This is a genomic window from Streptomyces sp. NPDC001700 (assembly GCF_053596435.1).
Genome location: NZ_JBSFGE010000002.1, coordinates 554837 through 572302 on the forward strand (window position 1 = coordinate 554837; position 17466 = coordinate 572302).

Genomic DNA, 17466 nt, shown 5'->3' on the forward strand with positions numbered 1-17466 from the left:
CACCTCGCGGAACGCGTCCAGCATCCCGTCCATACGCGGCGAGTGGAACGCATGGCTGACCGTCAGCCGCTTCGTCTTACGCCCCTGCGCCTCGAACGACGCGGCAACCTCAGCCACGGCATCGTCGTCACCCGCGATGACCACAGACGTGGGCCCGTTGAGGGCGGCAATGCTCACACCACCACCGAGCAGCGGCACCACTTCCTCTTCCGAAGCCTGAACGGCGACCATCGCCCCACCAGCCGGAAGCTCCTGCATCAACCGACCACGCGCCGCCACCAACACACACGCATCCGCAAGCGACAACACCCCCGCCACATGCGCGGCAGCCAACTCACCGATCGAGTGCCCCGACAAGAAGTCCGGCGTCAGCCCCCACGCCTCCACCAGCCGGAACAACGCCACCTCAACCGCGAACAACGCAGGCTGAGTAAACGCCGTCTGGTCCAGAACCCCCGCATCATCCCCGAACAGCACATCCCGCAACGGCCGCTCAAGATGCAGATCCAGATGAGCACACACCTCATCCAACGCATCCGCGAACACCGGGAACGCGTCGTACAGCTCACGCCCCACCCCCAACCGCTGGCTCCCCTGCCCCGTGAACAGGAACGCCACCTTGCCGCCCTCAGCGACCATCCCCTCGACCACACCCGACGCAGACTCACCCGCAGCCAGCACATCAAGCGCCCGCAACAGCTCATCCCGGCCACCAACGCTGACCACCGCACGCCGCTCCAACGCAGCCCGCCCGACAGCCAAGGTGTGAGCGACGTCGAGCAGCCCCGCATCCGGCCGCGTCTCGACAAACGCCCGCAACCGCGCAGCCTGCTCCCGCAGCGCCTCGGCGTTCTTCGCCGACAACACGAACGGCAGCACACCACCCAGACCACGCGGCCCCGGCTCCGCCACCACACCCGGCTCATCAACCACCGGCGCCTGCTCGATGATGGTGTGCGCATTGGTACCGCTGATACCGAACGCGGACACGCCCGCGCGGCGCGGACCGCCGGTCTCCGGCCACTCCACCCGCTCGGTCAGCAGCGCGACCGCGCCCGCCGACCAGTCGACGTGCGGAGACGGCTCGTCCACGTGCAGCGTCTGCGGAAGCACACCGTGCCGCATCGCCAACACCATCTTGATGATGCCCGCGACACCAGCAGCAGCCTGCGTATGCCCGATGTTCGACTTGATCGAGCCCAGCCACAACGGCTGGCCGGACCGGTCGCGCCCGTACGTGGCCAGCAGCGCCTGCGCCTCGATCGGGTCACCCAGCGTCGTACCCGTACCGTGCGCCTCAACGACATCCACATCACCAGCGGACAACCCCGCACCCGCCAGCGCCTGCCGAATGACACGCTGCTGCGACGGACCATTCGGCGCCGTCAGACCATTCGACGCACCATCCTGGTTAATGGCCGAACCCCGAACGACCGCCAACACCGGGTGCCCGTTCTTCCGCGCATCCGACAGCCGCTCGACCAGCAGCATGCCCGCGCCCTCGCCCCAGCCCGTGCCATCCGCACCGGCCGCGAACGCCTTGATACGCCCATCGACCGCAAGCCCCCGCTGACGGCTGAAGTCGATGAAGTTGTCCGGCGTGGACATCACCGTGACGCCACCGGCGAGCGCCATCGAGCACTCACCCGACCGCAGCGCCTGCACCGCCATATGCAGCGCCACCAGCGACGACGAACACGCAGTGTCCACCGTCACCGCCGGGCCCTCAAGCCCGAAGGTGTACGCCACCCGCCCGGACACCACACTCGCCGCGTTGCCTGTGCCCCAGTGGCCCTCAAGCCCCTCCGACGCCCGCTCAAGCGACAGATAATCCTGGCCGTTGGTCCCGGCGAACACACCGACCTGCTGACCACGCACCGTGGCCGGGTCAATGCCCGCCCGCTCGAAGGCCTCCCACGACGTCTCCAGCAGCAACCGCTGCTGCGGATCCATCGCCAGAGCTTCCCTCGGTGAAACACCGAAGAACGCCGCGTCGAAGTCGGCCACGTCGTAAAGGAAGCCACCCTCACGCGTGTACGAGGTCCCCTGACGCTCCGCGTCCGGGTCGTAGAGCCCGTCCAGATCCCAGCCACGGTCGGACGGGAACTCCGCAATCGCGTCCCCACCCGCCGACAACAGCTCCCACAGCTCCTCGGGCGAACGCACCCCACCCGGGAAACGGCAGCTCATGGCCACAATCGCGATCGGATCATCGGCAACCGCAACCGTCGGCGCAACCACACCACCGGGCACCGCCACGTCCACGCCCAGCAGCTCGGTCCGCAGATAGTCCGCGAGAGCCGACGCCGTCGGGTAGTCGAAGATCAAGGTCGCGGGCAGCTGGACACCCGTCGCCGCGTTCAGCCGGTTACGCAGCTCGACCGCGGTGAGCGAGTCGAAGCCCAGCTCACTGAAGGCCCGCTCGACCCCGATCGACTCCGAACCGTCATGCCCCAGCACCGCGGCCACCTGGCCACGGACGACATCCAGCAGCAACCGGTCCCGCTCGGCCTCGCCCAGCCCAGCCAGCCGCGCGGCCAGCCCGCCATCGGCGGACGCACCACCGGTGGCCTGCCCCGACTGCGCCACGTCCGCAACATCCGCGAAGTCCGCGATCAGGCAGCTCGGCCGTACGGCAGTGAAGTCCGGTGCGAACCGAGCCCAGTCGATGTCCGCGACAGCGACAACCCCGTCGCCCAGGTCCAGCACCCGCTGCAGCGCGGCCACCGCCACCTCGGCGTCCATCGGCGGCAGACCGCCACGACGCAGCCGCTGCTCCAGGCCGTCGTCCGCAGCCATACCGCCCTCGGCCCACGGGCCCCAGGCGATCGACGTGGCAGTCAGACCCTCGGACTTACGCCGCTCAGCCAGCGCGTCCAACGAAGCATTGGCGGCAGCGTAGTTACCCTGCCCCGCAGCGCCGAACGTGCCACTGATCGACGAGAACAGCACAAACGCCGACAGGTCCAGCTCACGTGTCAGCTCATCGAGATGCGCCGCCGCGGACACCTTCGCCCGCAGCACAGTCGCGAAACGCTCCGGGGTGAGCGAGTCCAGCATCCCGTCGTCCAGCACACCCGCCGTGTGGAACACACCGGTCAGCGGCAGCTCCTCCGGCAGCGACGCCAGCAACTCCGCAAGCGCATCACGGTCAGCCACATCACACGCCGCCACCGTCACCCGCGCGCCCGACGCCGCCAACTCATCGCGCAGCTCCACCGCACCCGGAGCCTCCAGCCCACGACGGCTGGTGAGCACCACATGCTCGGCACCATTCGCCACCAGCCAGCGGGCCACCCGCGCACCCAGCGCACCCGTACCGCCCGTGACCAGCACGGACCCCGTGCCCGGCGACCAGGAGTCACCGGACGTCGCGGCCCCCGAAGCGCGCACCAGCCGACGCCCGAAGACGCCCGACGCCCGCACCGCGACCTGGTCCTCACCGCCGACCCCGGCCAGCACCTCCGCCAGCCGCGCCAGCGCACGGTCATCGGCCGTCTCCGGCAGATCGACCAGACCGCCCCAGCGCTCGGGCAGCTCCAGCGCCGCCGCCAGGCCAAGACCCCACAGCTGCGCCTGGACCGGGCTGACCGCGCCGTCCGAACGACCCACGGCCACCGCACCCCGCGTGGCCACCCACAACGGCGCACCGACACCCGCATCGCCAAGCGCCTGCGTCAGCGCCGCCGTCGCCAGCAGCGCATCGCCGCCGTCCGCCAGGGCCAGCAAGGACACCACACCGGACACAGCCTCGTCACCAACAGCCGAGGTCAGCCGTGCCGCCACCGCAGCACGGTCCTCGTCGGCAGCCAGCTCGACCCGCTGCACCGCGACACCACGATCGCCCAGCATCCCGACGACACCGGCAACCCACGCGTCCTCGACCGACCCCGCCGGTACGACGACCAGCCAACGGCCACTCAGAGAAGCGGTAGCGCGGTCGGTGACCGGCTTCCACGACACCCGGTAACGCCAGCCATCCACCGTCGAACGCTCCGACTGCCGCCGACGCCACAACGACATCGAGGGCAGCAACGCCTCCAGCGCCCCGTTGTCCTCGTCACCAAGCCCCAGCGTCGCGGCAAGCGACTCCAAGTCCCCGCGCTCCACGGCCTCCCAGAAACGGGCGTCCACCGCATCCAGCGCCGTAGCACCGGAGGTGACGGTGGCCGTCGACACATCCAGCCAGTAGCGGCGGCGCTGGAAGGCGTACGTCGGCAGCTCCACGCGCCGCGCACCGGCCCCGGCGTAGAACGCCTCCCAGTCCAGGGCCACGCCCCGGACCTGCAACGCGGCAAGAGCACCGGCCAGCGAACCGGCCTCCGAACGACCCTCACGCAGAACGGCGACGAAAGCCGCCGCGTCGCCCTCGGCGAGACAGTCCTGCCCCATCGCGGACAGCACGCCATCCGGGCCCAGTTCGAGACAGGTGGTCACACCCTGCGCCTCAAGAGTGCGGACGCCGTCGAGGAAACGCACAGCCTCCCGGACATGCCGCACCCAGAAGTCGGCAGACGTGATCTCCTCAGCGGAGACAACATCCCCGGTCAGGTTCGACACGATCGGAATACGCGGAGCCTCGTACGAAAGCCCCTCAGCCACCTCGCGGAACGCGTCCAGCATCCCGTCCATACGCGGCGAGTGGAACGCATGGCTGACCGTCAGCCGCTTCGTCTTACGACCCTGCGCCTCAAAAGACGCCGCGACCTCAGCCACGGCATCGTCGTCACCCGCGATGACCACCGAAGTGGGGCCATTGAGGGCGGCAATGCTCACACCACCACCGACCAGCGGCAGAACCTCATCCTCCGACGCCTGCACCGCGACCATCGCGCCACCAGCCGGAAGCTCCTGCATCAACCGCCCACGAGCCGCCACCAAACGGCACGCATCCGCAAGCGACAACACACCCGCCACATGCGCAGCGGCCAGCTCACCGATCGAATGCCCAGAGAGGAAGTCGGGCCGCACGCCCCACGCCTCGACCAGCCGGAACAACGCCACCTCAACCGCGAACAACGCAGGCTGGGTGAACCCGGTCTGATCCAGCGCAGCGGCGTCATCCCCGAACAGGACATCCCGCAACGGCCGTTCAAGATGCGCGTCCAACTCCGCGCACACCGCGTCCAGCGCCTCGGCGAACACCGGGTAGGCCTCATACAGCTCACGGCCCATCCCCAGCCGCTGGCTGCCCTGACCCGTGAACAGGAACGCCACCTTGCCAGCCACCGGCGAGCCCTGCACCACACCCGTCGCCGGTTCCCCGGAAGCCAACGCCTCCAGAGCGCGCAGGAAACCCTCACGGTCATCGGCCACCAGCACCGCACGGTCCTCGAACGCGGTACGCCCGGTGGCCAGCGTGTAGCCGATGTCGGCGAGGTCAAGGTCAAGGCCAAGGTCAAGGCCAGCCAGACCGTCCGTCTCATCCCCGACGCTCAGCCGATCACGCAGGCGGCGGGCCTGGTCGCGCAGCGCCTCCTGGCCCATGGCCGACAGCGGCCACGCCAGCACACCGCCCGGGACGCCCGGCTCGGACACCACCGCCGGGGCCTCGACAACCGGCGGCTGCTCGATGATGGTGTGCGCGTTGGTACCGCTGATGCCGAACGACGACACACCCGCACGGCGCGGACGGCCCTCGATCTCCGGCCACTCCCGCGCCTCCGTGAGCAGCGATACCGCGCCCTCCGCCCAGTCGACCTGCGAGGACGGCTCGTCCACATGCAGCGTCTGCGGCAACACACCGTGCCGCATGGCCATCACCATCTTGATGATGCCCGCGACACCAGCAGCAGCCTGCGTATGCCCGATGTTCGACTTGATGGACCCCAACCACAACGGCTGGCCGGACCGCTCCCGGCCGTACGTGGCCAGCAGCGCCTGCGCCTCGATCGGGTCACCCAGCGTCGTACCCGTACCGTGCGCCTCAACGACATCCACATCACCAGCGGACAGCCCCGCACCCGCCAGCGCCTGCCGGATCACCCGCTGCTGCGACGGACCATTCGGCGCCGTCAGACCATTCGACGCACCATCCTGGTTGATCGCCGAACCCCGCACGACCGCCAGCACCGGGTGGCCATGGCGCCGGGCGTCAGACAGCCGCTCCACGAGCAGCATGCCCGCGCCCTCGCCCCAGCCCGTACCGTCCGCAGCCGCCGCGAACGACTTGCACCGGCCATCCGTGGCCAGGCCGCGCTGGCGGCTGAAGTCCACGAACGTCTCGGGGGTGGCCATGACCGCCACACCACCGGCGAGCGCCATCGAGCACTCACCGCTCCGCAGCGCCTGGATCGCCAGGTGCAGCGCCACCAACGACGACGAACACGCCGTGTCCACCGTCACCGCCGGGCCCTCAAGACCCAAGGTGTACGCCACCCGCCCGGAGGCAATGCTGCCCGCGTTGCCGGTGCCGATGTAGCCCTCGACGCCATCGGGAATCTCGCCCGTACCGACGAGGTAGTCGTGGTACATGACGCCCGCGAAGACGCCGGTCTGGCTGCCGCGCACGGTCGACGGGTCGATACCCGCCCGCTCGAACGCCTCCCACGACGTCTCCAGCAGCAACCGCTGCTGCGGATCCATCGCCAGGGCTTCCCTCGGTGAGATCCCGAAGAACGCCGGGTCGAAGTCGGCGGCATCGTGCAAGAAGCCGCCCTCGCGGGTGTACGAGGTACCCGCGTGGTCGGGGTCCGGGTTGTACAGGCCGTCCAGGTCCCAACCACGGTCGGCGGGGAAGCCGGAGATGCCGTCGCCACCCCCGGCGACGAGGTCCCACAGCTCCTCGGGTGTGCTCACGCCGCCCGGGAAGCGGCAGCTCATGCCGACGATGACGATCGGGTCGTCGGCCACCGCCGACACCGCACCCGTACGCCCGATGGCGGCAGGTGCCACGGCCTCCTCGGCGCCCAGCAGCTCGTCACGCAGATAGCCAGCCAGGGCGTTCGGGGTCGGGTAGTCGAAGACGAGCGTGGCCGGAAGCCTCAGCCCGGTCACCGTCTTCAGGTCGTTACGCAGCTCGACCGCCGTCAGCGAGTCGAAGCCCAGCTCCCTGAACGCCCGCCCCGGCTCCACCGCCTCCGGACCCGCGTAACCCAGCACCGTGGCAACTCGCCCGCACACCAACTCCAGCAGCGCACGGTCCCGTTCGGGCCGCGCGAGCCCGGCCAGGCGCCGTACAAGCGAGGAGCCATCGGCGGTGGCGGCCACAGTGGCCGCACGCCGGACCGGGGCCCGCACCAGGCCACGGAACAGGGCCGGTACGGTGCCGGTCGCGGCGGCTTCGGTACGCAGCCCCGCGTAGTCGACCCGCATCGGGAACAGCACCGCCGCGCCGTCGGCCTGCGCCGCGTCGAACAGCGCAAGCCCCTCATCAGCGGCGATCGGAGCGCCGCCGCCCCGCGCGATACGCCGCAGACCCACCTCGTCCAGGCCGCTGCCCATGCCCGCACCGGCCCAGAGGCCCCAGGCCAGAGCCGTGGCCGGGAGCCCCTGCGCCACACGCTGCTGGGCAAGCGCCTCCAGGAAGGAGTTGGCCGCCGCGTAACTCGCCTGCCCCGGCGCCCCGAACACAGCCGCCGCACCCGAGAAGAGCACGAACGCCGACAGGTCGTAGTCCCGCGTCAGCTCATGCAGATTCAGCGCCGCATCCACCTTCGGACGCAGCACCCCCGCCACCCGCTCAGGCGTCAACGAACCAAGAACACCGTCATCCAACACACCCGCCGTGTGCACCACACCCGTCAGCGGATGCTCAGCCGGAACAGCCGCCAACACCCCAGCCAGCGCGTCCCGATCCGCCACATCACACGCCGCCCACGTCACGGTCGCGCCAGCCGCCGTCAGATCAGCAGCCAACTCCTCCGCACCATCGGCGTCAGCGCCACGGCGGCTCACCAGCAGCAACTGCCGCACACCATGAGCCGAGACCAGATGGCGCGCGAACAGACCACCCAGAGATCCCGAGGCGCCGGTGACCAGCACCGTGCCGTCCTCATCGAACGACGGAGCCGAATCGGTGTCGGCGTCGACCTCAGCCTCGTCGGCGACCGGCACCCGGGCCAGCCGGGGCGCGAGCACCGCACCCCCGCGCAACGTCAGCTCAGCCTCGTCCACGCCCAGCGCGGCGGGCACCACCCCGTAACTCTCGTCGCCGTCCACATCCAGCAACACCAGACGGCCAGGGTTCTCCGACTGCGCGGAACGGAACAGACCACGCACAGCGGCCTGCGACAGATCAGCCGCCACACCCGCACCCGGCACGGTCTCCACCGCGCCCCGGGTCAACAGCACCAACCGCGACCCGACAAACCGCTCATCAGCCAACCACGACTGCAACAACGAAAGCATGGCCTGCGTCGCCTCGTGCACAGCCAGCGCATCGCCACGGCCACCGCCACCAAGACCGGCCAGCACCACGGTCTCCGGCACAGCCGCCCCGGCATCCACCGCCGCGCTCAGCGCCGCCAGATCGCCATACGCCCCAACCCGGACCCCAGGCCCGAACCCGCTTTCCAACAGAGCGAGTTCACCAGCATCCGCACCGAGCACCGCCCACTCGCCCGTCGCCGCACCCGTCGCGGGCGCCGGAACCGCCGACCACTCCAGCCGGAACAGCGACTCATGCAGCCCACCCCGCGCCGCGCGCACCTGGTCGGCCGAGGCCGCCCGCAGCGCCACGGACTCGACCGTGGCCACCGCACGCCCCGTACCGTCGGCCACCAGCAGCGACACCCCATTCGACGACTGCTCGGACAGCCGCACCCGCAGCGCACCGGCCCCCGCCGCGTGCAACTGCACACCACTCCACGCGAACGGAAGCAGCGCACCCTCCGCCGACGCCGCCGACTCCGCCTCACGGGCAGAACCGCCGAGGCCGATGGCATGCAGCGCGGCGTCCAGCAGCGCCGGGTGCAACCCGAACGCCTCGGCCTCGGCGCCCGACGTCAGCGGCGCGTCCTCGGGAAAACCGACCTCGGCATAGAGATCCCCACCGAGCCGCCACGCGCCCTTGAGCCCCCGGAACACCGGCCCGTAGCCAAGGCCCTCCCGGGCCAGCTCCGCATACAGCCCGTCGACCGCGATCGGCGTGGCACCCTGGGGCGGCCAGACACTCAGCTCATCCAGCTCAGCACCCCGGACCCCGACCGCGAGCACACCGGTGGCGTGCCGCGTCCACGGCTCGGCCCCGAGCGCGTCCTGCCGCCGCGAATGCAGACTGAACGAACGGCGACCGGACTCGTCCGGCCCCTCCACAACGAGCTGCACCCGCACCCCAGTGTGCTCCGGCAGCACAAGCGGAGCTTCCAGGGTCAGTTCGTCCAACCGCTCGCACCCCACCTGCGCGCCCGCCGCGCTCGCCAGCTCCACGAAGGCCGTACCGGGCAGCAGCACGCTGCCCATGACCACGTGGTCGGCGAGCCAGGGGTGGGTGCGAGTGGAGAGCACCCCGGTGAGCAGGCAGCCATTGGCGTCCGCGAGCGCGACGGCGGCGCCGAGGAGCGGATGGTCGATGTCGCCGAGCCCGATCGACTCGGGGTCGCCCGCCGCGAGGGCGGCGGCGCTGGGCCAGTACCGCTGCCGCTGGAAGGCGTACGTCGGGAGCTCGGCGGGCTCGACACGGGCACGCGTTCCGCCGAAGACGGCGTCCCAGTCCAGCGCCACGCCACGGACGTACGCACGCGCGACGGCGGCCGTCAGCGCCTCGGCCTCAGGCCGGTCCTTGCGGCAGACGGACGTGAAGGCAACGTCATCGCCGGTCACGCACTCCTGCGCCATGGCGGTGAGCACACCGTCCGGACCCAGTTCCACGAACGTGGTGACGCCCTGAGCCTCCAGCACCCGCACACCATCGAGGAACCGCACAGCCTCCCGGACATGGCGCACCCAGAAGTCGGCAGACGTGATCTCCTCAGCGGAAACAACATCCCCGCTCAGGTTCGACACGATCGGAATACGCGGAGCCTCGTACGAAAGCCCCTGCGCGACCTCGCGGAACGCGTCCAGCATCCCGTCCATACGCGGCGAATGGAACGCATGGCTCACCACAAGCCGCTTCGTCTTACGCCCCTGCGCCTCAAACGACGCCGCGACCTCAACCACGGCATCGTCGTCACCCGCGATGACCACAGACGACGGCCCGTTGAGGGCGGCAATGCTCACACCACCACCGACCAGCGGCAGAACCTCATCCTCCGAAGCCTGCACGGCGACCATCGCCCCACCAGCCGGAAGCTCCTGCATCAACCGCCCACGCGCCGCCACCAACTTCGAAGCGTCCGCAAGCGACAACACCCCCGCCACATGCGCAGCAGCAAGTTCACCGATCGAATGCCCCGACAAGAAGTCCGGCGTCAGACCCCACGCCTCCACCAGCCGGAACAACGCCACCTCAACCGCGAACAACGCAGGCTGAGTAAACGCCGTCTGATCCAGAACCCCCGCATCATCCCCGAACAGCACATCCCGCAACGGCCGCTCAAGATGCAGATCCAGATGCGCACACACCTCATCCAGCGCATCCGCGAACACCGGATAGGCGTCGTACAGCTCACGCCCCATCCCCAACCGCTGGCTCCCCTGCCCCGTGAACAGGAACGCCACCTTGCCGCCCTCAGCGACCGCCCCCTCAACCACACCCGACGCGGACTCACCCGCAGCCAGCACATCAAGCGCCCGCAGCAGCTCATCCCGGCCACCAACGCTGACCACCGCACGCCGCTCCAACGCAGCCCGCCCGACAGCCAAGGTGTGAGCGACGTCAAGCAGCCCCGCATCCGGCCGCGTCTCGACAAACGCCCGCAACCGCGCAGCCTGCTCCCGCAGCGCCTCGGCGTTCTTCGCCGACAACACGAACGGCAGCACACCACCCAGACCACGCGGCCCCGGCTCCGCCACCACACCCGGCTCATCAACCACCGGCGCCTGCTCGATGATGGTGTGCGCGTTGGTGCCACTGAGCCCGAAGGACGACACGCCCGCGCGGCGCGGACGGCCCGTCTCCGGCCACTCCTGGGCCTCGCTCAGCAGCGACACCGCACCCGACGCCCAGTCCACATGCGGCGACGGCTCGTCCACATGCAGCGTCTGCGGAAGCACACCATGCCGCATCGCCAGCACCATCTTGATGATGCCCGCGACACCAGCAGCAGCCTGCGTATGCCCGATATTCGACTTGATGGACCCCAACCACAACGGCTGACCGGACCGCTCCTGCCCGTACGTGGCCAGCAGCGCCTGCGCCTCGATCGGGTCACCCAGCGTCGTACCCGTACCGTGCGCCTCAACAACATCCACATCACCAGCGGACAACCCCGCACCCGCCAGCGCCTGCCGAATGACACGCTGCTGCGACGGACCATTCGGAGCCGTCAGACCATTCGACGCACCATCCTGGTTGATCGCCGAACCCCGCACCACCGCCAACACCGGGTGGCCATTACGCCGGGCGTCCGACAGCCGCTCCACCAGCAGCATGCCGACACCCTCGCCCCAGCCCGTGCCATCCGCACCGGCCGCGAACGCCTTGATCCGACCATCGACCGCCAGCCCCCGCTGACGGCTGAAGTCCACGAACGCCTCGGGCGTGGACATCACGGTGACGCCACCGGCGAGCGCCATCGAGCACTCACCACTCCGCAGCGCCTGCACCGCCATATGCAGCGCCACCAGCGACGACGAACACGCCGTGTCCACCGTCACCGCCGGGCCCTCAAGCCCGAAGGTGTACGAGATCCGCCCGGACACCACGCTCGCCGCGTTGCCCGTGCCCACGTGGCCCTCAAGCCCCTCGGGCGTGGCGGAGACGAGCCCGGCGTAGTCCTGCCCGTTGGTCCCCGCGAAGACACCGGTACGGCTGCCGCGCAGTGCCACCGGGTCGATGCCCGCCCGCTCGAACGTCTCCCACGACGTCTCCAGCAGCAACCGCTGCTGCGGATCCATCGCCAGGGCTTCCCTCGGCGAGATCCCGAAGAACGACGCGTCGAAGTCGGCCACGTCGTAGAGGAAACCGCCCTCGCGCGTGTACGACGTCCCCTGACGGGCCGGGTCCGGGTCGTACAGCCCGGCCAGGTCCCAGCCACGGTCGGACGGGAACTCGGCGATCGCGTCGCCACCCGCCGTCAGCAGCTGCCACAGCTCCTCCGGCGAGCGCACCCCACCCGGGAAACGGCAGCTCATCGCGACGATCGCGATCGGATCGTCCTCGACGGCCACGGCCACATCGCCAGCCCCGCCCGCCGGGGCGATCTCGGCGGCGCCGACCAGCTCGGTCCGCAGATACTCGGCCAGCGAGGCCGACGACGGGTAGTCGTAGATGAGCGTGGCAGGCAGCGCCAGACCGGTCGCGGCGCCGAGCCGGTTACGGAGTTCGACGGCGGCGAGCGAGTCGAAACCCAGCTCCTTGAAGGCACGCCCCGCCTCGACCGCGTCGGCCCCATCGTGGCCCAGAACAGCCGCGACGTGCGTACGGACCAACTCCAGCAGCGCACGGTCCTGTTCGGCACGCGGCAGCCCGCCGAGCCGCTCCCCCAGCGGAGACGCGGCGTCGGCGTCGGTGATCACACGCCCGCCATACGGCCCGGCCGCAGGCTGCGACGCGGACCGAGACGCGGCCGACTCCGACCCGGCCACCTCCGGCAGTTCGGCGATCAGCGGGCTCGGCCGTACGGCGGTGAGGGTGCCGACGAAGCGGTCCCAGTCGACGTCCGCGACCGTCACACACGTGTCGTCGGCGTCGAGCGCCTGCTGAAGGGCGGCCAGCGCCAGTTCCGGCGCCATCGGCGGCATGCCCTCGCGACGCATACGCCGCTCCAGCGCATCGTCCGCCGCCATGCCACCCTCGGCCCACGGACCCCACGCGAGAGACGTCCCCACCAGGCCCTCGGCACGCCGCCGCTCGGCCAGCGCGTCCAGATAGGCGTTGGCCGCCGCGTAGTTGCCCTGACCGGCCGCGCCCACCGACCCACTGATCGACGAGAAGAGCACAAACGCCGAAAGATCCAGCTCACGCGTCAGCTCGTCCAGATGCAACGCGGCGTCGACCTTCGCGCGGAGCACCGAGGCGAACCGCTCGGGCGTGAGCGCGTCCAGCACTCCGTCATCCAGGACACCCGCCGTGTGGAACACACCCGTCAGCGGCAGCTCCTCCGGCAGCGACGCCAGCAACTCCGCGAGCGCGTCCCGATCCGCCACATCGCACGCGGCAACCGTCACCCGCGCGCCCGACGCCACCAACTCATCGCGCAGCTCCACCGCACCCGGAGCGTCCAGGCCACGGCGGCTGCTCAGCACCACATGCTCGGCGCCACTGTCCACCAGCCACCGCGCCACGCGCGCGCCCAACGCACCTGTACCGCCCGTGACCAGCACAGACCCCGCACCCGGGCGCCACGAGCCACCCGACGACGCGGACGACGACCCGGACACCGAAGCGTGCACCAGCCGACGCCCGAAGACGCCCGACGCCCGCACCGCGACCTGATCCTCACCACCGGAACCACCGGAAATACCGGAACCACCAGAGCCACCGGGCCCGGCCAGCACCCCCGCCAGCCGCGTCAACGCACGCTCATCCACCGACTCCGGCAGGTCGACCAACCCACCCCACCGCTCCGGCAGCTCCAGCGCCGCCACCCGGCCCAGACCCCACACCTGCGCCTGCACCGGGCTGACCACACCATCGGAACGCCCCACCGACACCGCACCCCGCGTCGCCACCCACAACGGCGCACCCACACCCGCATCGCCAAGCGCCTGCGTCAGCGCGGCCGTACGCAGCAGCGCGTCGCCGTCGTCCGCGAGGGCCAGCAAGGACACCACACCGGACACAGCCTCGTCACCAACAGCCGAGGTCAACCGCGCCGCCACCGCAGCACGGTCCTCGTCGGCAGCCAGCTCGACCCGCGCCACGTCGACACCACGGTCGCCCAGCATCCCGACGACACCGGCAACCCACGCATCCTCGACCGACCCCGCCGGTACGACGACCAGCCAACGGCCACTCAGAGAAGCAGCCGACCGACCCCTCACCGGCTTCCACGACACCCCGTAACGCCAGCCGTCCACCGTCGAGCGCACAGCCGCCTGCCGCCGCCACGACGACAGCGCGGGCAGCACCTCACCCAGCGACAGCCCCGGGTCCACCTCCAGCTCAGCGGCCAGCGCGGCCACATCGCCACGGTCCACCACATCCCAGAACCGCCCATCGACCACACCGCCCGGCGCGGCGACGGCCGCCGTGGGGACAGGGGCGTTGAGCCAGTAGCTCTGGCGCTGGAAGGCGTACGTGGGCAGGTCGACCGTCGTCGCGCCAGTACCGGCGTACGGGGTGGCCCAGGCGACCTTCTTGCCGCGTACGTACGCCAGCGCCACGGCCGCAGTGAAGGTTTCGGCCTCGGGGCGCGCGCCGCGCAGCACCGACGCGTACCGAGCGCCGTCCGCCTCGGGCAGGCAGTCCTGCGCCATGGCCGTGAGCACGGCGTCCGGGCCCAGCTCCAGGAAGGTGGTGGCGCCCTTGTCGGCCAGGGTGCGGACACCGTCGAGGAAGCGCACCGCGTCGCGGACGTGGCGTACCCAGTACTCGGGCGAGCACAGCTCATCGGCGGTGGCGACCTGCCCGGTGACGGTGGAGACCACGGGGATGCGCGGCGGCGCGTACTCCAGCACCTGGGCGACGCGCCGGAACTCGGCGAGCATGTCGTCCATGAGCGGGGAGTGGAAGGCGTGGCTGACCGTCAGCCGCTTGGTCTTGCGACCCTGCGCCTCGAACGAAGCCGCGACCTCGACCACAGCGTCCTCGTCGCCCGAGATGACCACCGACGCGGGTCCGTTCACCGCGGCGATGCTCACCCGCTCGCCGAGCAGCGGCAGCACCTCGTCCTCGGATGCCTGCACCGCGACCATCGCGCCACCGGCCGGAAGCTCCCGCATCAGCCGCCCGCGCGCCGCCACCAGCGCGGCGGCGTCCTCCAGGGAGAACACCCCGGCCACGTGGGCCGCCGCGATCTCACCGATCGAGTGTCCGGCGAGCAGTTCGGGGCGCAGCCCCCAGGACTCGACGAGGCGGTAGAGCGCGACCTCGACGGCGAACAGGGCGGGCTGGGTGTAGTCGGTGCGGTCGAGGAGCGCCGCCTCGGGCGAGCCCTCCTCGGCGAAGAGCACGTCGAGAAGCGGCTGTTCCAGCTGCTCTTCGAGGTACCAGCAGGCGTCGTCCAGGGCTTCGGCGAAGACGGGGTACGTGTCGTACAGCTCGCGGCCCATGCCGAGGCGCTGGCTGCCCTGGCCGGTGAACAGCAGGGCGAGCTTTCCGGCGGCGGGGGCGCCCCGGACGACGGACGGGGTGTCGCCGCCCGTGGCGAGGGCGCGCAGCGCGGCGAGGGCGCCGTCGCGGCCGTCGCGGCCGTCGGCGAGGAGCACGGCGCGCTGGTCGAAGGTGGCGCGGGTGGTGGCCAGGGAGTGGCCGATGTCGGTGAGGGCGAGCCCGGGGTCGGACTCCAGCAGCGCGCGCAGCCGTTCGGCCTGGTCGCGGAGGGCGTCGGTGGTCTTGGCGGACAGGACCCAGGGCAGTACGGCGGGGGCAGGGTCCCCGACAGCTTCCCCGATGACATCTTCGGCGGCGGGCGGCTGCTCGATGATGGCGTGGGCGTTGGTGCCGCTCATGCCGAAGGAGGAGACAGCGGCACGGCGCGGACGGCCGTTCTCGGGCCAGGGCCGTGCCTCGGTCAGCAGCTCGATGTCACCGCTGGTCCAGTCGGCGTGCGGGGTCGGCTCATCCACGTGCAGCGTCTGCGGCAGCACACCATGGCGCATCGCCATGACCATCTTGATGATGCCGCCGACACCGGCCGCGGACTGGGTGTGGCCGACGTTCGACTTGAGCGACCCGAGCCACAGCGGCTGGCCCGCCGCGCGCTCCTGACCGTACGTGGCGAGCAGCGCCTGCGCCTCGATCGGGTCGCCCAGCGTCGTACCCGTACCGTGCGCCTCGACCACATCCACGTCACCGGCCGCCAGCCCCGCGCCCGCCAGCGCCTGGCGGATGACGCGCTGCTGGGCGGGGCCGCTGGGGGCGGTGAGGCCGTTGCTGGCGCCGTCCTGGTTGATGGCGGTGCCACGGACGACGGCCAGCACCCGGTGGCCGTTGCGCTGCGCGTCGGACAGCCGCTCGACGAGCAGCATGCCGACGCCCTCGCCCCAGGCCGTACCGTCCGCCGCCGCCGCGAACGGCTTGCAGCGGCCGTCGGCGGCCAGCCCGCGCTGGCGGCTGAAGGCGATGAACGACCCGGGGTTGGCCATGACCGCCGCACCACCGGCGAGCGCCATGGTGCACTCGCCCGTACGCAGCGCCTGGACGGCCAGGTGGAGCGCCACCAGCGAGGACGAGCACGCGGTGTCGACGGTGACGGTCGGGCCTTCGAAGCCGAAGGTGTAGGCGATGCGGCCGGACGCGACGCTGGCCGCGTTGCCGGTGACCAGATAGCCCTCGAAGCCCTGCTCGGCCTCGTGCAGCCGGGGGCCGTAGTCCTGGGTCTCAGCGCCGACGAACACACCGGCCCGGCCGCCCCGGAGGGTCGCGGGGTCGATCCCGGCCCGTTCGAAGACCTCCCAGGAGGTTTCCAGCAGCAGCCGCTGCTGCGGATCCATCGCGAGAGCTTCCCTCGGCGAGATTCCGAAGAACGCCGGATCGAACTCATCGGCGTTGTGCAGGAATCCGCCTTCGCGGGTATAGCTGCTGCCCGCCTTGTCCGGGTCGGGGTCGTAAAGCCCGTCAAGATCCCAGCCCCGGCTCACCGGGAATTCGGAGATGACGTCTTTTCCGCCCGCGACAATATCCCAGAGTTCTTCGGGGGAACCGACGGAACCGGGGAAGCGGCAACTCATTCCGACAATGGCAATGGGCTCGTCGGCGGCGATCGGGGCCGTATCGGCGGCGTCCGAGGGGGAGTCGGAGGTGTCGTCGGCGCCGAGCAGGTCGGTGCGCAGACGGCGGGCGAGGTCGGCCGGGGTGGGGTGGTCGAAGGCGAGGGTGACGGGCAGCCGCAGTCCGGTGGCGGCGGTCAGCCGGGCGTGCAGGTCGACGGTGGCGAGGGAGTCGAAGCCCAGGTCGAGGAAGGGACGCTCGGGGTCGAGGACATCCGGCGCCTTGTCCTTGAGGGCCTGTGCGACGACCTCGCCGACCCATGCGGTGAGGGCCTCGGCGCGCTCGGCTTCGGGAAGGGCTGCGAGGTGGTCCCGCCACGGGGAGGCTCCGTCGGGGCCGACGGCCGGTATTTCCGTGTGCTCGGGCGTCATATCCACGGACTCACTCACCATCACGCGCCCCATTACCTCGCAAGACATACACCTAGACCGTAGGCCAGCCTTACACAGGGCAGGACGGCGGGATAACCCTTCAACCCCCCTACGGGCACCCCTATTGTTCCTTTGGGACCCCGTATTCGCCGACCATTCCATAATGGCCGCGCTTGG

Annotated in this window: 1 protein-coding gene (running past one end of the window); it reads right to left on the bottom strand. The window is 70.8% G+C overall.

The genetic code is table 11. The features are described 5' to 3' along the window. Positions 1–17295: the 5' portion of a type I polyketide synthase gene (locus ACWC5C_RS05320; RefSeq protein WP_450873860.1), read on the bottom strand. Its footprint begins 21774 nt before the window's first position; only the first 17295 of its 39069 coding nucleotides appear in the window; it begins with the start codon at positions 17293–17295; its stop codon lies off the left edge, out of view. Positions 17296–17466 lie beyond the last annotated feature (171 nt).